Below are 23,158 nucleotides of genomic sequence, written 5' to 3' on the forward strand. Positions count from 1 at the left end.
CCCGTGATCCGGGTCGAAGGGCTGACCAAGGACTTCACCCGTCCGGCACCGCAGACGGGTCGGTTCGCGGGTCTGCGCACGCTCGTCACGCGCGAGGTGATGCGGACGACGGCCGTCGACAACGTCTCGTTCGAGGTGCAGCCCGGCGAGATGGTCGGCTACCTGGGCCCGAACGGGGCCGGCAAGAGCACCACGATCAAGATGATGACCGGCATCCTGGTGCCGACGTCCGGCACGGTCGAGGTCGGGGGCGTCGTCCCTTGGCGGGACCGCCAGCGCAACGCCCTGCAGATCGGGGTGGTGTTCGGGCAGCGCACCCAGCTCTGGTGGGACCTGCCGCTCAAGGACTCCCTCGATCTGATCGCGACGCTCTACCGTCTCTCGCCGGAGACTTACCGACGGCAGTACGACCGGTTCGTCGACATGCTCGACATGACGGAGTTCCTCGACCGGCCGGTGCGTCAGCTCAGCCTGGGCCAGCGGATGCGCGGCGACCTGGCCGCGGCGATGCTCTACCAGCCGCGGATCCTCTACCTGGACGAGCCGACGATCGGGCTCGACGTCGTCGCCAAGGCCACGATGCGTGACTTCATCGAGGAGGTGAACCGGGAGCACGGCACGACGGTCGTGCTCACCACCCACGACCTCGCCGACGTCGAGCGGCTCTGCTCGCGCGTGATCCTGATCGACCACGGACGAGTGCTCTACGACGGGACGGTCGCCGAGCTGAAGTCCCGCTTCGCCCCGCACCGCACGCTCGTCGTCCGGGTGGCCGGCGACGGTGAGACGACGGACCCGATCACCACGGCCGACGTCGCGGCCTTCGGCGCCGAGCTGGTCCCCGACGACGACGGTGCACCGGACACGGTGCGGCTGCGGTTCGAGGGCGGCCGGACCGCCGCGTCCGACCTGATCGCGGCGCTCGCCGCGCGGTACTCGATCGCCGACGTCTCGATCGTGGAGCCGGACCTCGAGGGCGTGGTCCGGCAGATCTACAGCCGGCAGGGGCTCCCGACGTGACCACCGTCGGCGTCAGCTCGACGCTCGCTCCGCCCGGCCCGCCCAGCCGGCCCGCCTCGACCGCGGCCCTCGGCTGGTGGCGGCAGCTGCCGGCCCTGGCGCACATCGCACGGACCCGAGCGGCCGCGATGTACGCCTACCGCAACACGATGCTGCTGTTCCTCGGCGTCTCGGTCGTCCAGATCTTCATGCTCAAGAAGGTGTGGGGGGCGCTGTACGCGGCGCGACCGGGCGTGCTGGCGATCTCGCTCGGCGACCTGATCGTGTACCTCACGGTGGCGAACCTCATCGTCTGGTCGTTCCCGACGCACACCGTCAGCCGATACCTCCGGGAGCGGATCCGGGAGGGCTCGGTCGTGTTCGACCTGATGCGTCCGGTGAGCTTCGTGCCGCAGATGATCGCCCAGCTGGTCGGTGCCCTCGGCGGTGCGCTCGTCATCATCGTGATCGCACTGCCCGTGGTGGCGTTCGCCGGGAGCCTCGCGCTGCCGGCCGACGCGAGCGCCGCCGGCATGTTCCTGGTCTCGCTCCTGTGCGCGTACGCGATCGCCGGCCTGCTGGCGCTCCTGCTCGCGATGGTGGCGTTCTGGACGCTGGAGATCGACGGCCTGACGATGCTCTACGTGCTCGTCTCCGGCTTCCTGTCCGGAGCACTCGTCCCGGTCAGCGTCTTCCCGGGTGTCCTGCGGACGCTCGTCGCCTGGCTGCCGTTCCAGGCGACCACGTACGTCCCGGCCAGCATCTACGTCGGTGCGCTCGACGGCGCGGCCGCCTGGCGATCGATCGGGGTGCAGCTCGCCTGGGTCGCGGTCCTCGGCGTCCTGGCGGCTCTCGTGTGGCGGCGCGCGATGCTCCGCGTCGTCGTCCAGGGCGGGTGAGCGGGATGTCGCAGCAGGCCCGCGTCAGTGCGGCACCTGCGCACCCCACCCTCGCGGACAGCACCCGCGTCACGTGGGCGTTGACCAAGGCGGCTGTCCGCGGTGCCGCTCAGTACCGGTTCAACTTCGTGATCCTCGCGCTGATGGGGATCGCCTACCAGGGCAGCGGGTTCGCGTTCATCGCGGTCGTCCTGAGCCGGTATCCCAGCATCGGTGGCTGGACCTTCCCGGAGATCGCCGTCCTGTACGCCCTGCGACTGGTCGCGCACGCCGTCTACCTCGTGCCGCTGTACATGCTCAACGAGCTCGACGACCTGGTCCGCAACGGCACCTTCGACCGCTTCCTCGTCCGACCTCTCAACCCCCTCGTGCAGGTGCTCACCCGCCGGTTCAGCGTCAACACGCTCGGGGACGTCATCACGGCGGTCGGGATCCTGGTGTTCGCGAGCTCCATCGCCGACCTCACCTGGACGCCGACGCACATCCTCTTCGGCGTCACGGCCGTGGTCGGTGGTGCGCTCATCGAGGGCGGCCTCGCACTGGGGATCTCGGCGATGAGCTTCCGGTTCGTGGAGGTGTGGCCGGCCCGCTACCTGGTCGACAACATCCTGCTGAACTTCGGGTCGTACCCGCTGAGCGTCTTCGGCTTCGCCGCGCAGTGGTTCATGACGTGGATCCTGCCGGTGGCCTTCATCGCGTGGGTTCCGGCCGCGGTGATCCTCGATCGCACCGCCGGTCTCGGGGTGTCCGCGACGGTGGCATGGCTGGCACCGGTCGTCGGCGCGATCTGGTTCGCGCTCGGCTACCAGGTGTGGCGTCGCCAGCTGCGGAGCTACGCGAGCACGGGCAACTGAGGTCCGCTCACGGTGCCGTGCAGCTGCCGGTCAGCCGCCGGTCGCGTGCAGGATGGGCATGTCGAATCCGCCAACGGCCTGTCCCCCAACGTTCCAGGCCGCTCGCACGTCTGGGTCCGAGAAGATGTCGCGACCGATGAGTGGAGGACACGGTGGCGTGGGAGGACGATCTCGACGACCTCGCCCGGGAGCGCGGCTCCGCGCTGGTCGGGTACGCCTACCTGCTGACCGGTGAGCTGGCCTCCGCGCAGGATCTGGTCCAGGAGGCGTTCGTCCGGACCTTCGCCAGGCGGCGGTCCGGGGCGGACGTCGAGTGGCTCGAGGCGTACGTGCGCCGCGCGGTGCTCAACGTCTACCGCGACGGCTGTCGCAAGCGACGGACCTGGTTCGGTGTCCGGCACCTCGTCGCTGAGCACACCGCCGACGGAGCACCGGATGCGATCGCTGCGGACCGTGCCGACGTGCACGCCGCGCTGGCACGTCTCTCACCGCGAGAACGGGCGTGCATCGTGCTCCGCCACTACGAGGACCTGACGGTGCCGGAGGTCGCGGACCGCCTCGCCGTCAGCGAGGGCGCGGTCAAGCGGTACCTGTCCGACGCCCGCGGTCGCCTCGGCCACCTGCTCGGCGACAGCACTGCAGGACACATCGACGTCATCACGACCGAGAGGACGGAGCGATGAGCGGCACCTTCGACGACAGGCTTCGTGACCTGGCGGACCGTGCTGCCGAGGCGCATGCGTCGGGCACCGGCTTCGCGACGACGCCGATCAAGGACCGCGCGCGGCGCAGCCGTCGGGTGCACGACGCCCTGGTGGTCACGGTGTCGGTCGCCGCGCTGGCAGTGGTCGGCGTGGTCGGAGCCGCACTGGTGGACCAGCGCCCCGAACCGCCACCACCGGCGGGGACCGTGGCGCCTTCGCCCCTGGTCACCCCCTCGCCCTCGGCCACACAGTCGCCGACGACCTCGAGTGCCGGCGGCCCGGCCATCGACGGCTGGCAGGACGTCGGCGCCGATCCAGCCGTGTTCGGCGGAGCGACGATCAGCGACGCGGTGTCCGTCGACGGGCGGGCCGTCGTCGTGGGCTGTCCGGTCGATGCCGGAGCCGTCGGTGCCCCGGCCGAGCTCCCGGTGTGGCTGAGCGACGACGCCTCGACCTGGCGTCGCGCGTCCGGTCCGGCCGCCACCAGCGACGGTCAGCCGGTGGGCTGCCTCGACCAGGTCGTGGCGACGCCCCACGGACTCTTCGCGCACGGTCTTGCGCTCCTCCGCTCCGATGACGGATCGGCCTGGGAGCCGGTGACGCTCGACCCGGACCTGGTCAGCGCCGGCTCCGTCGATGCCGTCTTCGCCGTCGGCGACCGCGTCACCGTGCTGGTGAGCCGGGCGTCTCTGGCCGAGAGCACCGTTGCGAGCCTGTACTCGACGACCGACGGCGCCGTCTGGATCAAGGCGCCCGACAGCGCGGCGGCCCTCTTCGACGATGCCGGGGTGGCCGACGTCGTCGCGACGGCGGACGGACTGCTCGCCGTCGGGGCGTCACCGGGCGGGCAGCTCGTCCCGACGGCTGCCGCGTGGGTGTCGGCGGACGGCCTGGCCTGGCAGCGGGTGACTCCGCAGGGTGCAGGCTTCGGTGACTGCTACATGATCGCCACGACCGAGACCGCGAGCGGGTTCGTCGCGGTCGGCTCGTGCCCCTTCGAGACGGGTCTGATGGCCGTCTGGTCGTCGCCGGACGCGGTGAGCTGGACGCGCGAGGAGTCGACGGCGGAGCAGGTCGAGGTGGGCGTCGCCTACCTCGAGGCGACCTCGGTGACCCGCGTCGGCGACGACCTCTATGCGGCCGGCCTCGACTACGACGCGTCCCGGCCCGAGGGGAGCCAGAGCGTTGCGGGTCTGTGGCGCAGCGCCGCCGGTGCGGGCTGGGAGCGGGTCGACGAGGCGTCGACCGGAGCCGTCCCGTTCTGCATCACCGAGCTGGACGGGGCGTCGATCGGCTTCTGGCCCGGTGCGGGGCGGCCCGGCAGCGCACAGGTGCAGGTCCTCACACCCGTGCGGTGAGGCGCCGTCCCGGGCTCTGCGGTCAGCCGACCGTGGAGCCGGGCATCGCGGGGGCCGCCGTGCCGCCGAGGAAGAAGATCCCCGGCTGGGTCTCGAACGCCCCGCTCGGGTTGCGCTGCAGCGTCGAGTCCTCGATCGTCAGCGTGCCCGTGCGGTCGTTGCTGACGAAGAAGATCGCCCCGCCGCCCTCGTCGGCCGTGTTGTCCTCGATGATCGAACCGGCGATGCGCACAGTGAACAGGTTGCCGTCGGCGTAGACGGCCCCGCCGCTGCCGCCGCCGGGCGTGCCGTCCTCGGCCGGGTTGGCCCCGTTGCCGATCGCCTCGTTGTGCGTCATGACGGAGTTGAGGATCACCCACGAGACACCGATGCTGCTCACGGCCCCGCCGTTGGAGCAGCTGCCACCGTCGCCTGCCGCGCCGCCGAAGGTGCTGTCGACCACGTAGACGGGCTGCCCGCCGGACTGGCTCAGCACGCGCAGCGCCGCGCCGCCCAGGTCCGGGCCGGTGGAGTCGCAGCGGTTGCGGACGAACGTGGAGCCGATCACCGTGAGGCGGCCGCCGCGGACGAAGATCGCCCCGCCGCCGCCACCCTCGGTCAGCTCGCCGGTGGAGTTGCCGTCCGCGAACGTCAGGTTCTGCACCGTGAGCCGCGGGTGGTCCTGGTCCTGACAGTGCGAGGTCGTCCAGCCCTGCGCCTGGTCGCACGTGTTCTGGTAGAGGATCCGGCGCTCCCCACCGCCGCTGAGGGTCACCAGGCCGCCGCCGTCGAGCACGACCGGACCGTTCGCATTGACCACCTTCGCGGTCTGGGCCATCAGGATCGTCACCGGTGCCGACCCGCAGGCGAAGGTGATGATGCCGCCGGCTGCGACGGCGTCGACCACGGCCTGCGACGTACAGCTCGCCGGCGTGCCGTCACCGATCACGCGGGTCGGGTCCGAGGTGTCGACCGCCTGCGCCTCCGGCGGGACCTCCGCACGGCCGTCGGGGTTGCCCGCCCTCGCGACGGGTGCGAGCGCCTCGGCCACGGCGGGGACGGCCGGTGCCGCGGGGACCGGCGGGGGCGCCGCCCGGACGGCGGGGACAGCGGCGTCCACGGAGCTGGGGGCGGGGGTGACCGGGGGCGCCGGCGTCGCGCGGCCCGTGCAGGACGAGAGCCCGAGCGCGGCGGTCGCGGCGAGCACCAGCGCGATGGTGCCTCGGCGGGATCTCACGAGCCGATGCTAGGGGTCCCGGCTCCCGCACGGCGTGGTCTCGGGGGGCTCGATCAGGAGCACCGTCCGGCCACTCACGGCCGAAGCGCGACGACTCACGGCCTGAGTGCCACGACGTGACCACTGCCGGCTGTCACCGTGACCCATCCGGCGGCGGCGCCGACCTGGAGCGGCCGCACGACGGCGTCGCCGCCGGCGATGGAGGGCCACTCCCACAGGGTGCCGTCTGTCGTGAGGCCGGCGGTGGAGGTGTTGCCGGCCGCGACGGCGGACCAGTGCGTGTCGCTTCCCACCTGAGCAGGGAGGAGTCGGCCGCCGGTGGTCCCGATGCCGGTCTCGTACGCGCCCCACGCCCACAGGGTTCCGTCGGTCCTGATCGCCGCCGTGCTGCGGAGAGCGGTCGACACCGAGGCCCAGTGGGTGTCGGTGCCGATCTGCACCGGCGTCGACCGCGGGTCGACGGTTCCGTCGCCGAGCTGGCCGCGGTCGTTCAGTCCCCACGCCCACAGGGTCCCGTCGGTCTTGACCGCTGCCGTGCACCCGTCGCCGGCCGCTGCGGTCGCCCAGTGGGTGTCGGAGCCGACCTGCACCGGCACCGACCGCGCGTTCGTCGTGCCGTCACCCAGCTGACCACTGCCGTTGCCGCCCCAGGTCCACAGCGTGCCGTCGGTCTTGACCGCGACCGTGTGGTCGCCACCGGCGGAGACCGAGGCCCAGGTCGTGTCGGTCCCGACGCGCTGGGGAGTGGATCTGAAGTAGGTGGTGCCGTCGCCGAGCTGGCCACGGTCGTTCACTCCCCAGGACCACAGCGACCCGTCGGTCTTGAGGGCCGCCGTGTGTGAGCCGCCCGCTGCCACGGAGGCCCAGTGGGTGTCGGCGCCGAGCTGCACCGGCGCCGGCCGATCGGTGGTGGTGCCGTCGCCCAGCTCGCCGGACCCGTTCCAGCCCCACGCCCACAGGGTTCCGTCGGTCTTGATCCCCGCCGTGCGGCTCGCGTCGGCGGACACCGTGGACCAATGGGTCTCGGCACCCACCATGATCGGGGCGGACTGGTCGGTGCGGCTGCCGTCGCCCAGCTGACCGGACATGTTCCTGCCCCAGGCGAACATCGAGTAGAGGACGGGGCCGGACGCGGGACTCACGTGCAGGACGGCGGTGGCGGCGTCGGCGCGACCGACGGTGGCGGTGACGACGTGATCACCGACCGCGAGGGGCGAGCAGGTCGCGCGCACACAGACCGACGGGTCGCCGTCCACCGCCAACGTGGCGAACTGCGCGAAGTCGCCCTGGGACACGCCCATCGTGCTGAACCCCTCGACGACATACGTCTGCGCGGCCCCGGAGGTGATCACCGACGACGACGGGGTGAGCTCCAGCTGGGCCGGCCTCGTGGCCCTGTCCCAGTACTCGTCGCTGGCGATGATGCCGGCGATGATCGCCTCGTCGCGCCCACCCGCCTGCAGGATGCCGACCCAGGTCTGTTGTCCGTTCGGGTCCAGGCCCCGGCCCAGCAGGTGCTGGTAGTACCCGTCCACCACGGTGCTCAGGTGCTCGGTCGAGAGCAGGAAGCCCATCGAGACGGCCCAGCGGGAGCCGCCGCTGCGCAGCACCCCGGTCCACGCCGCCACCTCGCTCGCCCCGGCCGTGCGGCCCAGGACGTCCGCATACAGCGTCGTGACCCACCCGGTGTCGGTGGCGCCCGCGCGCGCGTAGTACTCGGGAGAGGCGATGAAGCCTGCCTCCATCTGCGAGATCGTCCAGCCGGCCTCCATCGCCTGCAGCCAGGTCGCCAGTCCGACCGGATCCGGCCCGCGGCCGAGGTAGCGGTCGTAGGAGGCACCGATGAGTCGGGCGCGGTACTCCGTGCTGTACGTGATCGCATTCGCGACCGGAGTCCGCGGCGAACCACGGTCCAGCGCGGACACCCAGCCGTTCAGGCCCGCCTGGTCGGGCTCCCGCCCGAAGAGGTCGCTGTACACGAACGTGATGAACCGTACGAGCTCGCTGTCCGAGTTGCCGCTCTGTGGCCGCGCGGGCTGCTGGGTCGTGGCGGCGTGCGGAGCGGCCGCCTCGGGCTGCGCGGGCACGCCCTGCGCGCTCGTCGTCGACAGACCCGTCCCGAGGAGGAGCGCCCCGAGCGTCACGACGATCGCTCGCCGAGTGAGACCTGCGCCGGAGAGTCGCGACACGTCCATGGGAGCCTTCTCGCGCTGGCGGGCAACACCGCCGATGCGTCGCGGGCCGGCGCCACCGTGCGGGACAAGCCGTGGCCCTATGGCAACGAGCGTAGACCGGCGTGGGGGTGTGGCGGGGGTGATCGCGCGGGTAGCCGGACGGCCTACCCGGCGGGCGGCGCGCTACCCGGCGGGCGGGCTGGGCCGGTACCGGGTGTCGTCGTTGGCGTAGGCGTAGTACAGGCCGATCAGCAGTCCGCCGCCGATGAAGTTGCCCAGCAGGGCGATGCCGACGTTCGCCGCGGCCAGCCCGAGGTCGATGCCCTCGCGCAGGCCGACGATGCCGAACAGGACGGTGTTCGCCACCGAGTGCTCCAGGCCGAGGAAGGCGAACATGAAGACCGCCATGATCATGGCGAGGCTCTTCGTGAGGTCGTCCTTGATGACGCCGTTGTAGATCAGGACCATCGAGATGTTGATCAGGAAGTTGCACAGGATCGCGCGGACCAGCAGGTCGGTCCACCCCGTCACGCCGTCCGTGATGAACGCGAGCTTGTGCTCGACCGACGCTGCCATCTCCTCGAACGCCGGGCCGTCGGCGATCGTGGAGAACCTGATCAGGACGGCGACGAACAGCCCGCCGAGGATGTTGCCGCCGAAGCACAGGCTGAGCAGCCGTAGCGCCTTGGTCCAGCTCGTCCGGCGGTGGTAGGCGCCGATCGAGACGATCATCATGTTCGAGGTCAGCAGCTCGGACTTCGAGTAGTAGATGAAGACCAGGGCCCAGCCGAAGGCGAGGGCGCCCGCGATCCGGCCGAGCGGGCGCAGCGTGGACCCGTCGACGGTGACGGCGTCGAACGCCGCGATGATCGCGTAGTTCGTGGCGTAGAAGACGCCGATGATGATCCCCGCCATGGCCGCGCGCTGCAGATAGCGTCGCGCCAGCTCGCCCGACATCGCCGTCTTGGAGTCCAGGGCCTCCAGGATCGTGCTGATGAACAGCTTGCCCGGGAACAGCTGCTGCGGATCGGACGCCATGGCTCTACGGTGCCACGCCGAGGACCTCGAGCGCTCGGCACCCATGTGCGCCGCTGTGACAGAACCTCAGCCCTGCTGCGGCAGCGATGCGGTCCATGCCGGCTCGCCGTCGCGCAGGCCGTAGGCGGTGACGAGCCGACCGGTGCTCGCCCCGTATCCGGCGACCAGGACCCGGACCCCGTCCGTCACGACGCGCGTCGTGGCCGGCGATCGGATCCCGGTCGTCACCGACCAGCGGTCCCTCCCCGAGACCACATCCACGACCCGCAGCACGCCGGACTCCTCGAGCACGACGAGCCCGTCCAGCCGGATCGGCACCCGGTCGCCTCGTGGCCGCTCCCAGAGGACTCCCTCGTAGACGTCCACCGCGCGGAGCACCTGTGCGTCCTGCAGCAGCACGACCCGCGGCACCGAACCGTCATCGACCGCGGTGACCACCGGGCCGCCAGGCAGGCGGGCGCCGGCCGCGCCGGTGCGATCGAGCCAGACTCCCTCCGCCGGTGCGGTCCAGACGGTGAAGCCGATCGACGACAGGTCGACCTGGACCGGTAGCCGACCGTCCCCCGACGCCGTCCAGGTCCCGAGCAGCCTGCCGGTCCGACCGTCCAGGACACCGGCGACCGAGCCGGTGAGCGCCACCAGTCCGTCGTCGGCCGTCAGGGCCATCTGCCGGGCGAGCACGTCGGGCGGCAGCGGCATCTCCGTCCGCCACAGCGACCGCTGGTCGAGGACCGTCGACCGCTCGACGTACGCCGTCGGGCCGTACCGGCTCGCGATGACGACGTCGTCGTCCAGGACGGCCCAACCGATCGTCGTCGGGCCCAGCTCCCGTTCGGTCACGACCTGCCCGTCCTCGGCCCGGAGCACGACCAGGCGGTCGGCTGTCCCACCCAGCACCGCGTCGGTGTTCGGCCCGCCCTGACCCGGCTCGCCGGGTACGTGGCACAGCAGCATCGCCCCGTCCGCGACCGCTGCTGAGCAGTCCGCCCCGCGCCCTGCCGGCTCGACCGACTCCGCGACGACCCATCGGAGCTCGCCGGTCAGGACGTCGCGCGCGACAGTGCGCCGCGTACCGCCCACGTCCTCCTCGGCGATGACGAGTCCGCCGACGAGCTCGCCGGCCCCGGTGAGGCGCCACGGCTCGGCCGGCGGGTCCCGTAGGGACGGGGCGATGCCGGGCACGTCGGCATAGGCCGCGACGAGGGCGTCGTCGCGCCGCTCGGCGTCCGTCTCCGTGCGCAGCGAGCCGAGCAGGACGATGCCGGCGGCGACGAGGACCACTGCCGCCGTCAGCGACCTGCGCCCCCGGCCCGGCGTGGTGAGCGGGCGCACGCCGGAGCCGGCGTCCGGCCCGTCGGTCGAGGAGTCACTGACGAGCTCGACGTCGACCATCCGGTGATCCGGCCGCGTCATCAGGTGAGCGTACGACGGCCAGGTGAGCGTACGGCGGCGCCGCCGCTGTGGCCGCCCGGGACGACCGACGAACCGCGGGCCACTGTTCACGTGCCGGACGTGGTCCGTGCACCCGGCTGCGACGTGTGGCGGGTTGTCTGGCTGAGGTCAGGGCGAACGGGCCCTGCTCTTGGGAGGCAGACGTATGAGTGCATGGCAGAAGACCGGGCTGATCGGTGCCGCGGCGACGCTCGTCGGGGCGGCGTTGGCAGCTGGGCCGGTGGTCGCCTCGGGCGACGCCCACGGCTCCTTCGGTGACGTGGACGGCGCGAACCCGCGGAGCGGCATCCAGGACAACGTCCTGGCGCAGGGCCTGACCCAGACCTCCGTCGCGTGGGGGTCGCTCTCGCTCACGAACCCCGACACGGCCAACGGGGTCACCCACTACGGCTACGTCACGGCGAACGGCGGTCCGCTGACCCAGGACCAGCGCGAGGCCGACAAGACCGAGCCGGACAAGAACGTCTACCTCGTCCTGGGCGGTCACCACTACCTGTACCAGGGTCACGAGGGCGGGCCGCGCGGCTACGTCACCCGCGTCGACCTGGACCAGCCGGACCCGGTCCAGCGCGTGTCGCTCGTCGCGGACGCCGATGCGAACGGCCAGCCGCTGCCGACGTTCGACGGGATCACCTGGGACCCGTTCAGCGGGCAGCTGCTCCTGACGGCCGAGGCGAAGGCGCCGCGGGGTGGCGTGTTCGGCGTCGCGCTCGACTCGGCCGGCGACCCCACCACCGGCGTGGCAGTCGCGCTGCCGGCGCTCGGCTCGGGCGGGTACGAGGGGGTCCAGAACGACTCGGACGGGAACATCTGGTTGGTCGAGGACATCGGCGGGCCGACCGTCGCGGGCGCCAACGGCAAGGCGCCGAACAGCTACCTCTACCGGTTCACGCCGACGGACACAGGCGACCTGACCGCGGGAGGCACGCTCCAGGCGCTGCAGGTCGCACGTGCGGACGGCACACCGGTGACGGCGAGCCAGCTGGCCGCCGACCCCGCCGACCCGGTGATCGGAGCCCTGCACACCTACGGGACGTCGCTGCGCACGACGTGGGTCACCGTGCACGAGGGCACCGAGGCGTTCGACGCCACCGCAGCGGCTGCGGCGGCCGGGGCGACGCCGTTCAAGCGTCCCGAGAACGGCGTGTTTCGCCCGGGCAGCCAGTTCGGCGAGTTCTACTTCACCGAGACCGGCGACACCTCGGCCACCTCGACGCTGCCGGGCGCCTTCGGTGCCGTCTTCCGCCTGACCCAGTCCTCGCCGAGTGCGGCGACCGGGACGATCGCCCCGGTCTTCGTCGGCGACCTGGAGCACACCGGCCTGGACAACATCGCGTTCGCCGGCCGGGACCAGCTCCTGGTCGTCGAGGACGCCGGCGACACCCTGCACGCCCAGCGCAACGCGCTCGACTCCGGCTACCTCATCCGGCTGGGCCGTAACGACCGCCGGGCGCCGGAGGTCACCCGGTGGCTGGCCGAGGGCCGTGACGCCTCGGCGCTGTACGACGCCACGACGAGCCCTGGCTACAACGACGGCGACAACGAGATCACCGGCATCACCGCGTCCGACGGCGACCCGACCGTCCAGGGGCTCCTCGGCGCGAAGGTCCCGAACCTGACCGACGACGCGTGGCGGGTGTTCTGGACCCAGCAGCACGGCGACAACGTCACCTGGGAGCTGTCCCTGGGCCAGACCGGGCACGGCGGCGACCGCTCCGAGCACTGAACGTCCGGAGCGAGCACCGGTCAGCGAGCGTCCCGGCCGATCGCCGGGGCGGTCGCTGACTGCCGACCGGTCTCGTGGGCCGACGAGCGCCGGCGCGCCCCTCAGTCGACGGTGGTGAGCCGCAGGGTCTGCAGCCGTCGCACAGCGAGCACGACAGCTCCCACGGTCGTCACCGCGAGCAGCAGCAGGGCCGCGCTCAGGCTGACGTCCGAGGTCACGCCCCAGACGGTCGCCCGATCGCCGAGGATGCGCTCGGCCGCCGCCAGCGCCCACTGCCGCACGCTGACGTTGCGGACACCGGCCACGTAGCCGCCGAGCACGGTCTCCCACAGCAGCGCGTAGAGCAGGCCGATGATCACCGCGTTCCGGGTCGCGACCGAGAGGGCGAAGAAGATCGAGGTGTAGGCGATGGCAGCCAGCGCGGCTGTGACGCCGTACGCGGAGCCCAGCCGCCCGCCGTCGTCCCCGGCGATCTCGACCGCGGCGACGAGCGGCACGACGGCGAAGACCAGGGCTGCGGCCCACGCGACGACCAGTTTCGACAGGACGATCGTGCGCCGCGGCAGCGGTTTGGCGAGCAGGTAGACGATCGACCCGTCGTCGATCTCCGACCCGATCACCCCGGTGCCGATCAGCAGGCACATCAGGGGCAGCAGCGTGCCCAGCGCGAACTCGTTCGTCAGGTGCACGGAGCCGCTCGGGTCGCTGCCCGTGGCCCAGCGCACCGCCACCGCCAGCAGCAGCAGGAGCAGCGGCAGGATCACGAGCAGGAGGGACCGGCGGCGGCCCAGGAGTCCGCGCAGCGTCAGCTGCATCACCACGGCGTTCATCGGGCCACCAGGTAGGCGAAGACGCTCTCGAGGGACTCGTCCGCGGGGGAGACCTCGAGCAGCCGGATCCCGGTGTCGTGGGCCAACCGGGGCAGGGCGTGCACGAAGCGCCCGAAGTCCGCGGTCTGGACGGCGAGGTCGCCCGTGCTCAGGTCCACCGTGTCGGCGGAGCCGTCGGCGATGATCGCGGCCGCGAGCCGACGGTCGTCGCTCGAGCTGATCGTGTACTGGTGCGGTCTCTCGGTCATCAGCCGCCTGATCCGGCGGAAGTCCCCGGATGCGGCGTGCCGGCCGGCGACGAGCACCTCGATCGTGCCGGCGATCTCCTCGACCTCCTCCAGGATGTGGCTGCTGAACAGCACCGTGCGGCCCTCCTGACCGAGCCGGCGCAGCAGGTCCATCAGGTGCAGCCGTTGGCGCGGGTCCATACCGTTGAACGGCTCGTCCAGCAGGAGGACCGACGGGTCATGCACCAGGGCGGTCGCCATCTTGACCCGCTGCTTCATGCCCTTGGAGTAGGTGCCGATGTCGCGGTCCTTCGCGTCCATCATCTCCACGGTCTCGAGAGCGGTCCGGGCCGCGCCCTCGGGGTCGGGCAGCCGGTGCAGCCGCGCGTTCGCGACGAGGAACTGCCAGCCGGTGACCATGTCGTACATGGCCTCCGCCTCCGGGACGAGGCCGACGGTGCGGTAGATCTCCGGGTTGCGCCACGCCACCACGCCGTCGAGGGTGACAGTTCCTGCCGACGGCGCGAGGAACCCGCCCATCATCGCGATCAAGGTCGACTTGCCCGCGCCGTTCGGACCGAGCAGTCCGGTGACGCCCGGGCCGATCGTCATCGTCACGTCGTTGGCCGCCACCACGTTGCCGTACCAGCGGGAGACGCGATCCAGGACCAGGGTGCTCATACGCCACCGACCTTCCGGTACCGGCGGACCAGGATGCCCAGGCACGCCCCGACCACGGCGACCACCGCGGCGGTGAACACGAACCCGGCCAGCACCCCGGGCGGGTACCTGTTGCCGCCGGCGGGATCGACGCCGAGCAGCCGCACGGAGAACCCGTCGACCAGGCTGAAGGGGTCGAGGAGCTGGAGGTAGGTGGCGACCGTCGAGTACCCCTTCTGGTCGGCGACGGCGACCAGCAGCTCGACGATCCCGGTGACCACCAGCAGGGTGGTGATGATCGCCGCGACGCCGAGGCCGCGCCGCGGGGTGAACGCCGCGAGCACCAGGCCGATCCCGCTCAGCACCACGGCCAGGACGGCCGCGGTGAGCATCCCACCGGCCCAGCCGGCGAGCTGGTCGCCGACCGACAGCTTGGCGAGCAGGGCACCGACCAGCAGCAACGTCTCGGACAGGGCCAGGACGGCGAACAACGCGATGGACAGCCCGGCGTACTTCGCGAGCACGTAGTCGCTGCGCATCATCGGCCGCGACAGGTACAGCGGCATCACGCCGTGACGCAGGTCCCGGGACACGCAGTACGGCGCCGCACCGGCCACGAACAGCGAGACCACCAGCTGCATCGAGTTCGGGTAGGCCGTGTAGGAGATGGGCAGCTCGTCGCCACCGGTCAGCAGGATCGAGAGCGCGATGACCAGCGGTGGGACGAGCAGGATGCCGATCAGTGCCCACGGCATGACCTTGGACCTCGCCGGACGGCCGAGGCCGAACACGCCCCGCACAGTCTCGACCAGGAGCGACCGCACGACCCACCCGCGGCCCAGGCGCTGCCCGGCGTAGTGCCGGAAGCCGATGTCGTGGATGACGTCGCCGGCCGGTGCCGGCGGCGGGGGTGGCCCAGGCTGGGGCGCCGGCGGAGAGGCCGACGCCGCGGCACCGGGGACGGGCTCAACGCCGGACATGTGCGCCCTCCTGCTCCGGTCGGAAGATCTCGGTGAGGTGGTGCCGCCGCCGTTGCATCCGCACCAGGCCGACGCCGAGGTCCGTCGCGCCGTCGCGCACGGCGTCGAGCACCGACTCGTCGGTGAGCTCGACGACGAAGCTGTGTGCCCCGCCGGCGTCGGCCACCTGGGCGCCGATCGCGCGCAGCCGGGCCACGAGCTCGGGTCCGCCGTCGGTCACCTCGACCAGCAGGACCCCGCTGAGCTGGGTCGCGGCCGCCGTGGAGGTCGACCGCTGCAGCACGCCGCTCTCGATCACCACGACGTGGTCGGAGATCCGCTCCAGCTCACCGAGCAGGTGCGAGGTCACCACGACCGAGATGTCGAACTCCGTGCTGATCCGCTGGATCAGGGCGAGCATGTCGTCGCGACCCGCCGGGTCGAGGCCGTTGGTGGGCTCGTCGAGCAGCACGAGCTGGGGGTCGTGCACGAGTGACTGCGCGAGCTTCACGCGCTGCTTCATGCCGGTGGAGTACCCGCCGATCGGCCGGTACCGCTCCTCGTACAGGCCGACATGGCGGAGCGTGTCCGCGGTGCGCTCGCGCGCGACGGCGGTCGGCAGGCCGGACATCCGCGCCAGGTGGACCACGAACTCCGTGGCCGACACGTCCCCGGGCAGGCAGTCGCTCTCCGGCATGTACCCGACGACCTGCCGGATCGCCAGGCCCTGGGTGCTGCAGTCCATGCCGAGGACCTGCGCGCGGCCCGACGTCGGCGGCAGCAGGCCGAGCAGGATCTTGATCAGGGTCGACTTGCCTGCCCCGTTGGCGCCCACCAGGCCGACGACGCCCCTGGGCATCTCGACGCTGAGCTGTGACAACGCCGTGACGGCGCCGAACGTGCGCGTCAGGCCCTCGGTCACCACGGAGGGCATGGGTGCGGGCACGTCGCGCCCCGGTCGGCCGACGGCGGCCTGGTGTTCCATGGTCGTGATCTTGCCGCCTCGCGGGGTCCGCGCGCTATCCGGTACGTCCCTGAGAGGACCCTGAGTCGGTCGCCGGCGGGACCGCCCCGGCGGAGTCCGGCTAGCGCTCGGCCCTGGCGTAGTACTCGTCGCTGGCGACGATGCCGCCGATGATGGCCTCGGTCCGGCCACCGTTCTGGATCGCGCCGACCCAGGTCTGCTGACCGTTCGGGTCGATGCCGCGGCCCAGCAGGTCGAGGTAGTACCCGTTGACGACAGTGCTCAGCCGCTCCGTGGAGTAGACGAACCCGATCGCGACCGACTGGCGGCTGCTGCCCTGGGCGAGCACGGTGACCCAGGTCTGGACCTCGGCCTCGCCGGCGTCGCGGCCGAGCACGTGCTGGTAGAGGCGGCTGACCCAGCCGGCATCTGTCCCGCCGGACTGGATGTAGTACTCCGGCGAGGCCAGGAAGCCCGACTCCATCCCTTGGATGGTCAGGCCACCGGCCATCGCGTTGAGCCAGTTCTGCATCCCGTCCGACTCGGGCTCGCGACCGAGGAAGTCCCGGTAGACCCCGCCGATGAGCCCGCTGCGGTACTCGGTGGAGTAGGTGATGGAGTTGGCGACAGCGATCCGCGGGGTCCCGTTGTTGAGGGCGTCGCTCCACGTCGCCAGCCCGGACGGGTCGGGGCTGCGTCCGAAGAGGTCCTGGTAGACGAGCGTCACGTACCTCCTGGTCGTGACCTCGCTCGGGATCGCGATCCCGGTCCACCACGAGCTGCGCATGTAGGCGCCGTTCCAGCCGAGCGAGATGTGCACGTGGTCGGTGTGCGGACTGGCGCCCGCGTAGGTCTGCCATCCGCTGGTGGAGCTGGAGTTGCTCCAGATCTGCCGGTTCCAGATGATGTACATCACGCCCATGCGGCGGGCGTTGTAGCCGGCCTTGCCGTCGGGGCCCACGGCGGTGAGCCAGTTCGTGAACGCGTCCCCCGCTGCCTTCTCCGCCGGGTTGTCGACGTTGACGCCCCAGTCCAGCGCGCGGCCTTCCTTGTGCTCGCTCGTACCGCCGACGGTGCACGCCCGGGTGATGGAGATGTTGCGGCCGACCTTGTAGTAGCCCAGGACCATCGCCATGACGTACTGCGCACCGGGCTTCGCCGTCGGGTCGCACGTGGTCTGCCCCTGGTAGCGCACGTAGGCGTCGATCGGGCTCGGCGCGGGTGCCGGAGCGCTGGGCCCGGGCGGGAGCTCGTCCGCCTGAGCCGGCGAGGCCCCTGCGCCGAACAGGGCGAGCGTCAGGGCGAGGGCGGCGATCCGCAGCGGTCGAGCCGTGGCAGCACTGGTGAACAAGGACATGAGTCTCCGAACCGGGTGGGCGAGAGGCCGTGCACGTCAGGTGCGGGCATCGCCGCACGACACGTGCGTTATCGGCAGCCGCGGCGCCCCGCTGAAGGGGGAGGAGGCTGCCAGGAGCGACCATCGCACCTCTAGGGTGGTGGCGTCGCATCGCACCGGCCTCGTCGTCCCGGGTGGGTGCCTGCGTTCCGGGACCCAGGGAGCCGCGGGTATGCACGACGTCATCACGACCGAGAACCCGCTCTGGCCTGCTGCGTACGACGGCCTGTGGAACGCGCTCATCGTCCTCGTGTCGGGGCTCATGCTGCTCGCCCTCCTGGACGTGATGCGAACGGCCACCTTCCTGCGGGCGGTGGAGTGGGTGGTCCTGATCGTGCTGGTCCCCGTCGTCGGCCCGGCCATCTGGTTCATCTACGGCCGGCGCCGATTCGACAGCGGCTCCTGACGGTCCAGCAGTGTCGGCCCCGGGGCCTTCGGGCTAGGGTCGATGTGTCTCCCGCCATGGAAGACGGGGGCGGCCACTGAGAGTGCAGCCATGGCAACAGACACCGCAGCACCTCCCATCACCCGACTGAGCCTCACGGCACCCGTGACAGGGGTGCTCGTACCGATCGAGAAGGTTCCCGACCCGGTCTTCGCTCAGAAGATGGTCGGTGAGGGTATCTCGATCGACCCCGTCAGCAACGAGCTCCTCGCACCGTGCGACGGTGAGGTCATCCACATCCACCCGGCCAAGCACGCTGTGTCGATCAGGGCGGCCGGAGGGCTCGAGGTCCTCCTTCACATCGGGCTGGACACCGTCAAGATGCGCGGTGAGGGTTTCGAGGTGCGGGTCGCGGTGGGTGACCAGGTGCAGACGGGCGCCCCCCTGATCGTGTTCGACCTGGACATGGTCGCGACGAGCGCGAAGAGCGTCCTCACGCAGATGGTGATCACCAACTCGGACCTGCTCTCCACCTTCAGGGCCGGGGAGGGCTTCGTCACGGCTGGGCAGGACGAGGTCGCCGAGGCTGTCATGGCGGCCCCGCCGGGTGAGGGCGTCGCGGTGGCCGTCGGGCGGACCGTGACCTCGGATGCGGTCGTCGTGCCCAACCCGGTCGGTCTGCACGCCCGGCCGGCGGCGGTCCTGTCCAAGCTCGCGCAGGGGTACGCGAGCGACATCCGCATCAAGCGCGGGGAGGATCAGGCCAACGCCAAGAGCGTCATGGCGATCATGGGTCTGGAGGTCAGCCAGGGCGACAAGGTCCAGATCATCGCCCACGGGCCGGACGCGGCCGAGGCGGTGCACGACCTGACGACAGCTCTGCGCGACGGGTTGGGCGAGGAGGGCGTCGTCCCGATCGTCGAGGCCCTGCTCGGTGAGGTCGAGCCGCAGCCTGCCGCGGCTCCGGCGGTCAGGGCCCGGCCCCGGTCGGACGACCCGAACCTGCTGCTCGGCGTCGCCGCCTCCCCGGGTCTGGCCATCGGCAAGACCCTGCGGGTGGTCCGCGAGGACATCGAGGTCAAGGAGGAGGCCTCGGACCGGCACCGCGAGCGCCGCATCCTGAACGACGCCACCGACCGGGCACTGGTGCAGCTCGGCGCCCTGGAGAGTCGGCTCGAGCAGGACGCCGACCCGGACAAGGCCGCGATCTTCGCGGCGCACCGCGAGATCCTGCGGGACCCGGACCTGCTGGACATCGCCTCGAGCGCGATCGACAAGGGCAAGACGGCGGCCTTCGCCTGGCGTGCTGCCTACACCCTGTACGCGGACCGGCTCGCCGGCCTCAAGAACGAGCTCCTCGCCGGGCGCGCGACCGACGTCCGGGACGTCGGGCGCAGGGTCCTCGAGGAGGTGACCGGGCAGCGGCACGAGAAGCCGGAGATCCCCGAGGGGACGATCCTCGTCGCCGAGGACCTCACTCCCTCCGACACCGCCTCCCTCGACCGGACCAGGGTCGTCGGCTTCTGCACCGCAGCGGGTGGGGCGTCCTCGCACGTGGCGATCATCGCCCGGTCGCTGGACATCCCCGCCGTGGCCGGGATCGAACCCCGCGCCATGGAGATCCCGGACGGCTCGCTGGTGATCCTCGACGGCGCCAAGGGCACCCTGCGGACCAACGTCACCGAGGACGAGGTCGCCAGGATCCGGCGGCACCAGGAGCGCACCGCCGAGCGGCGGGCGGAGGACCTCCTGCACGCGGAGGAGCCCGCGACCACCACCGACGGGCACCACCTCGAGGTGGTCGCGAACATCGGCGGGCTCGAGGACGCGCAGAACGCGATGACCAAGGGCGCCGAGGGCGTCGGTCTGCTCCGGTCGGAGTTCATCTTCCTCGGACGGACCACGGCACCGTCCGAGGACGAGCAGGCGCAGATCTACACCGACATCGCCGAGGCGCTGCGGCCCGGGCAGCCGCTGGTCATCCGCACGCTCGACGTCGGCGGCGACAAGCCTCTGCCCTACCTGCCGATCCCGCCGGAGGAGAACCCGTTCCTCGGCGTCCGCGGTGTCCGGGTCGGCCTCGACCGCCCCGAGATCCTGCGGAGCCAGGTCCGGGCGATCCTCCGTGCCGCAGGCTCGGGGGCGAAGGTCAGCGTGATGTTCCCGATGATCTCCACCATCGACGACTTCCGTCAGGCGAAGGAGATCTTCGAGGAGGAGCGCGAGAAGCTCGGCGTCCCGCCGGTCCCCGTGGGGATCATGGTCGAGGTGCCCTCGGTGGCGGTCATGGCGGCGCAGTTCGCGGCCGAGGTCGACTTCTTCTCCGTGGGCACCAACGACCTCACCCAGTACACGCTCGCGATGGACCGGGGACACCCGAAGCTCGCGCCGCAGGTCGACGGCCTGAACCCCGCCGTCCTCGGGCTCATCGGGCTGGCCGCGACCGCCGCCCGGGCAGCAGGCAAATGGGTCGGCGTGTGCGGGGGCATCGCCTCCGACCCGCAGGCCGTGCCGATCCTCGTGGGCCTCGGCGTCGACGAGCTCAGCGTGAGCATCCCCGCGATCCCCGCGGTCAAGGCGCAGATCCGGGCCTTGTCCCTCGTGGACTGCCAGGAGCTGGCCGCCCGCGCACTGACCCAGGTCTCCGCCGCGGCGGTCCGTGCCCTCGTGCCGACCGACGACGACGACTGAGTCGACCGCACCGGATCTCCAGGAGAGGACGCACTGATGTCAGTGGCGACGGACACCGCGCCGACCCGAACCGCGTCTGCGGGACCGGCACAGAAGATCAGCATCGGGAGCAGGGTCTTCGGCTTCATGCAGAAGCTCGGCAAGTCCCTCATGCTCCCGGTCTCCGTCCTGCCCGTGGCCGGCATCCTGCTCGGCGTCGGCGGGGCGTTCATCGGTGGCTTCAACCAGCGAGCGCTCGACCTCGGCGTGTGCGCCGTCGACCACGTCGCAGCGGCGTGCGACGCCGCCGGGGCCGTCGGGGACCCCGTCACGGCGGGAGTCGTCGCACAGCCCGTCTACATCTTCCTGCAGATCCTCCAGGGTTCGGGCGAACCCATCTTCTCCGCGTTGCCGCTGATCTTCGCGATCGGCGTCGCGCTCGGGATCGCGAAGAACGACGGTGTCTCGGCGCTGGCGGCGACGGTCGGCTATCTCGTCATGAACGGGACGATGGGGGTCGTCGCGCAGGCGCGCGGGGTCGCGACGAGCAGCATCCTCGGCCAGGCCACCTTGGACACGAGCGTCTTCGGCGGCATCATCATCGGCATCCTCGCGGGCTACGCGTTCAACCGCTTCTACCGGATCAAGCTCCCCTCGTACCTCGGCTTCTTCGCCGGCAAACGGTTCGTCCCGATCGTCACGGCGTTCGCCGCGATCGCGATCGGCATCGTGCTCTCGTTCGTCTGGCCGCCGATCGGTGACCTCATCAACAACGGGGCCAACGGGATCCTCAAGGCGAACACGCCCATCGCCGTCTTCGTCTACGGCCTCGTGGAGCGCTCGCTGCTGCCCTTCGGGCTGCACCACATCTGGAACGCGCCGTTCTTCTTCACGCTCAACGTCGGCGGCTGGTCCGACTGCCAGGGCATCCTGACCTGCTTCTTCGCGGGCCACTCCGCGTCCGGCGTCCTCGGTGGCGGGTTCCTGTTCAAGATGTTCGGCCTGCCCGGCGCCGCGATCGCGATCTGGCGGACGGCCAAGCCGGAGAACCGCACGCGGATCGGCTCCATCATGATCGCCGGTGCGCTGACGTCGTTCCTCACCGGGATCACCGAGCCGCTGGAGTTCTCGTTCCTCTTCGTGGCGCCGCTGCTGTACGTCGCGCACGCCATCCTGGCCGGCATCTCGTTCCCGATCATGTACCTGCTCGGCGGTCGGCTCGGGTACACGTTCTCCCAGGGCGCCATCGACTTCGGCCTCTTCTACGCCAACGGCACCAAGCCCTGGCTGGTGCTGATCGTCGGCCCGATCTACTTCGTCGCGTACTTCCTCGTCTTCACGGGTCTCATCAAGGCCTTCAACCTCAAGACCCCCGGCCGTGAGGACGAGGAGGTCGACCGCGGTGAGGCGATCGAGGACGCCGCCAACCGCTTCTCCCAGCAGCTCGTGCTCGCGTTCGGCGGGCGGAGCAACATCAAGGATCTCGACGCCTGCATCACCCGGCTGCGCGTCGGGGTGCACGACGTCGGCAAGGTCAACCAGAAGAAGCTGAAGGCCCTGGGTGCGGCCGGCGTGCTGGTCGTCGGCGACAACATGCAGGCGATCTTCGGCACCCGGTCGGAGAACCTCAAGACCGACATCGAGGAGTACCTCAAGGTCGCCGGGGACGAGGCCGAGATGTCCGAGGAGCACATCGCCGACGTCTCGTACGAGGCACCCGGCACCGAGCCGAAGCTGCGCGACCCGCAGGCCGCCGAGAAGGCGCGGGACTACCTCGCCGGACTCGGCGGTCGCGCCAACATCGTCAAGATCGAGGCCGCCGCCGAGACCCGGCTGCGCGTCGTCGTGCGGGACCCGGAGGCCGTCGACGAGGCCGTGCTCACGGCGGCGGGCATCGCCGGCGTGGCGGTGCTGCCGGGCGGGACCCTGCACCTCATCGCCGGTCGCAACGCCGATCAGTACGCCGCCGAGATGCGAGGGCAGCTGATGGGCGAGCCTGCCGGCGTCTAGGTTCCGGAGCTCCTGGTGTCCCCGGTGCCCCCGGTGCGGCGGGGCCGGCGGAGGCCGGCGATGGCGGCAGCCCCGAGCGCCGCGATGCCGGCGCGGGCGAGCGGGATGGCGGCTCGGGGCCGACGACGGTAGTCGTAGAAGCCGGCGGCAGCGGCTCGCCGGAAGGAGGCCCGGATCTCGGCCTCGGCCGTCGCGCGGTCGACCCAGTGGGCGCCCTCGACGGACTTGCCGGGCTCGAGGTCCTTGTAGACCTCGAAGAAGTGCTGGACCTCCAGGCGGTGGAACTCGCTGACGTCGTCGATGTCCTGGCGCCACGACCACCGCTGGTCACCGGCCGCCACGCACAGCACCTTGTCGTCGCCGCCGGCCTCGTCGCGCATGCGGAACATGCCGAGCGCCCGGCAGCGGATCAGGCACCCGGGGAAGGTCGGCTCGTCGAGCAGGACGAGCGCGTCGAGCGGGTCGCCGTCGTCGCCGAGCGTGCCGTCGATGAAGCCGTAGTCGTCCGGGTACCGCGTGGAGGTGAACAACATCCGGTCCAGGCGGATCCGCCCGGTGGCGTGGTCCATCTCGTACTTGTTGCGCTGCCCCTTGGGGATTTCGATCGTCACGTCGAACTCCACGAGACTCCCTCTCC

The 23,158-nt window shown here is 71.4% G+C and carries 18 protein-coding genes and 1 pseudogene; 9 read left to right on the top strand and 10 right to left on the bottom strand.

What is annotated here, in order from left to right:
- The first annotated feature begins 3 nt into the window (after positions 1 to 3).
- The 5 genes from K415_RS0108465 to K415_RS0108485 all read left to right on the top strand — a co-directional run bounded on the left by K415_RS0108465 (position 4) and on the right by K415_RS0108485 (position 4,814).
- Entirely contained in the window at positions 4 to 1,020 is a 1,017-nt protein-coding gene (locus K415_RS0108465; RefSeq protein ID WP_024286639.1) for an ATP-binding cassette domain-containing protein, read from the top strand.
- Positions 1,017 to 1,898 (top strand): ABC-2 family transporter protein, encoded by an 882-nt coding sequence (locus K415_RS0108470; RefSeq protein ID WP_024286640.1) that lies wholly within the window; start codon positions 1,017 to 1,019, stop codon positions 1,896 to 1,898. Before K415_RS0108465 ends, K415_RS0108470 begins: the two co-directional genes overlap by 4 nt.
- A 5-nt stretch (positions 1,899 to 1,903) precedes the next feature.
- Positions 1,904 to 2,752, top strand: a complete 849-nt coding sequence (locus K415_RS0108475; RefSeq protein WP_024286641.1) for an ABC transporter permease — start codon at positions 1,904 to 1,906, stop codon at positions 2,750 to 2,752.
- A 152-nt stretch (positions 2,753 to 2,904) separates the two neighbouring features.
- Positions 2,905 to 3,435 carry a SigE family RNA polymerase sigma factor gene (locus tag K415_RS0108480; RefSeq protein WP_024286642.1) on the top strand — a complete coding sequence of 177 codons (531 nt, stop codon included), beginning with the start codon at positions 2,905 to 2,907 and terminating at the stop codon, positions 3,433 to 3,435.
- Positions 3,432 to 4,814 carry a hypothetical protein gene (locus K415_RS0108485; protein ID WP_024286643.1) on the top strand — a complete coding sequence of 461 codons (1,383 nt, stop codon included), beginning with the start codon at positions 3,432 to 3,434 and terminating at the stop codon, positions 4,812 to 4,814. Before K415_RS0108480 ends, K415_RS0108485 begins: the two co-directional genes overlap by 4 nt.
- Positions 4,815 to 4,836: 22 nt before the next feature.
- Here the strand turns inward: K415_RS0108485 and K415_RS0108490 are convergent, their stop codons facing one another.
- From K415_RS0108490 to K415_RS0108505, 4 genes are all read right to left on the bottom strand, one after another.
- Positions 4,837 to 6,030 (bottom strand): hypothetical protein, encoded by a 1,194-nt coding sequence (locus K415_RS0108490; protein WP_197024693.1) that lies wholly within the window; start codon positions 6,028 to 6,030, stop codon positions 4,837 to 4,839.
- Positions 6,031 to 6,125: 95 nt separating this feature from the next.
- Positions 6,126 to 8,225, bottom strand: coding sequence for a DUF4214 domain-containing protein (locus tag K415_RS22695; protein WP_024286645.1), 2,100 nt, complete (start codon positions 8,223 to 8,225; stop codon positions 6,126 to 6,128).
- A 162-nt stretch (positions 8,226 to 8,387) separates the two neighbouring features.
- Positions 8,388 to 9,242, bottom strand: coding sequence for a formate/nitrite transporter family protein (locus K415_RS0108500; RefSeq protein WP_024286646.1), 855 nt, complete (start codon positions 9,240 to 9,242; stop codon positions 8,388 to 8,390).
- Between the two features lie 66 nt (positions 9,243 to 9,308).
- Positions 9,309 to 10,655, bottom strand: coding sequence for a hypothetical protein (locus K415_RS0108505; RefSeq protein WP_155859411.1), 1,347 nt, complete (start codon positions 10,653 to 10,655; stop codon positions 9,309 to 9,311).
- Positions 10,656 to 10,839: 184 nt separating this feature from the next.
- Between K415_RS0108505 and K415_RS0108510 the strand changes: the two genes are divergently transcribed.
- Complete coding sequence (locus K415_RS0108510; RefSeq protein ID WP_024286648.1) at positions 10,840 to 12,420, top strand: alkaline phosphatase PhoX; 1,581 nt, start codon at positions 10,840 to 10,842, stop codon at positions 12,418 to 12,420.
- 101 nt (positions 12,421 to 12,521) lie between these two features.
- Here the strand turns inward: K415_RS0108510 and K415_RS0108515 are convergent, their stop codons facing one another.
- The 5 genes from K415_RS0108515 to K415_RS21635 all read right to left on the bottom strand — a co-directional run bounded on the left by K415_RS0108515 (position 12,522) and on the right by K415_RS21635 (position 17,417).
- The gene (locus K415_RS0108515; RefSeq protein WP_024286649.1) at positions 12,522 to 13,250 is read right to left on the bottom strand and encodes an ABC transporter permease; all 729 of its coding nucleotides are present in this window, start codon (positions 13,248 to 13,250) and stop codon (positions 12,522 to 12,524) included.
- Complete coding sequence (locus K415_RS0108520) at positions 13,247 to 14,158, bottom strand: ABC transporter ATP-binding protein (protein WP_024286650.1); 912 nt, start codon at positions 14,156 to 14,158, stop codon at positions 13,247 to 13,249. The genes K415_RS0108515 and K415_RS0108520 overlap by 4 nt, the downstream gene beginning before the upstream one ends.
- On the bottom strand, positions 14,155 to 15,117 hold the full coding sequence (locus K415_RS0108525; RefSeq protein ID WP_024286651.1) for an ABC transporter permease: 963 nt from the start codon (positions 15,115 to 15,117) through the stop codon (positions 14,155 to 14,157). The genes K415_RS0108520 and K415_RS0108525 overlap by 4 nt, the downstream gene beginning before the upstream one ends.
- Positions 15,104 to 16,081, bottom strand: coding sequence for an ABC transporter ATP-binding protein (locus K415_RS0108530; protein WP_231494858.1), 978 nt, complete (start codon positions 16,079 to 16,081; stop codon positions 15,104 to 15,106). The genes K415_RS0108525 and K415_RS0108530 overlap by 14 nt, the downstream gene beginning before the upstream one ends.
- Before the next feature lie 100 nt (positions 16,082 to 16,181).
- Positions 16,182 to 17,417: a DUF4214 domain-containing protein gene (locus K415_RS21635; RefSeq protein ID WP_024286653.1), complete on the bottom strand. Its 1,236-nt coding sequence runs from the start codon at positions 17,415 to 17,417 to the stop codon at positions 16,182 to 16,184.
- A 211-nt stretch (positions 17,418 to 17,628) separates the two neighbouring features.
- Between K415_RS21635 and K415_RS24250 the strand changes: the two genes are divergently transcribed.
- The 3 genes from K415_RS24250 (at position 17,629) to ptsG (ending at position 22,521) form a co-directional block, all read left to right on the top strand.
- The gene (locus K415_RS24250; RefSeq protein WP_197024694.1) at positions 17,629 to 17,862 is read left to right on the top strand and encodes a PLDc N-terminal domain-containing protein; all 234 of its coding nucleotides are present in this window, start codon (positions 17,629 to 17,631) and stop codon (positions 17,860 to 17,862) included.
- 90 nt (positions 17,863 to 17,952) lie between these two features.
- Complete coding sequence (ptsP, locus tag K415_RS0108545; RefSeq protein ID WP_029663435.1) at positions 17,953 to 20,532, top strand: phosphoenolpyruvate--protein phosphotransferase; 2,580 nt, start codon at positions 17,953 to 17,955, stop codon at positions 20,530 to 20,532.
- 36 nt (positions 20,533 to 20,568) lie between these two features.
- Positions 20,569 to 22,521 (top strand): glucose-specific PTS transporter subunit IIBC, encoded by a 1,953-nt coding sequence (ptsG, locus tag K415_RS0108550; RefSeq protein ID WP_029663436.1) that lies wholly within the window; start codon positions 20,569 to 20,571, stop codon positions 22,519 to 22,521.
- 134 nt (positions 22,522 to 22,655) lie between these two features.
- Here ptsG and K415_RS0108555 read toward each other — a convergent pair.
- Positions 22,656 to 23,144, bottom strand: a pseudogene (locus K415_RS0108555) (inorganic diphosphatase); the annotation flags it as partial.
- Between the last annotated feature and the right edge of the window lie 14 nt (positions 23,145 to 23,158).

Source organism: Cellulomonas sp. KRMCY2 (genome assembly GCF_000526515.1).
Lineage (GTDB): Bacteria > Actinomycetota > Actinomycetes > Actinomycetales > Cellulomonadaceae > Actinotalea.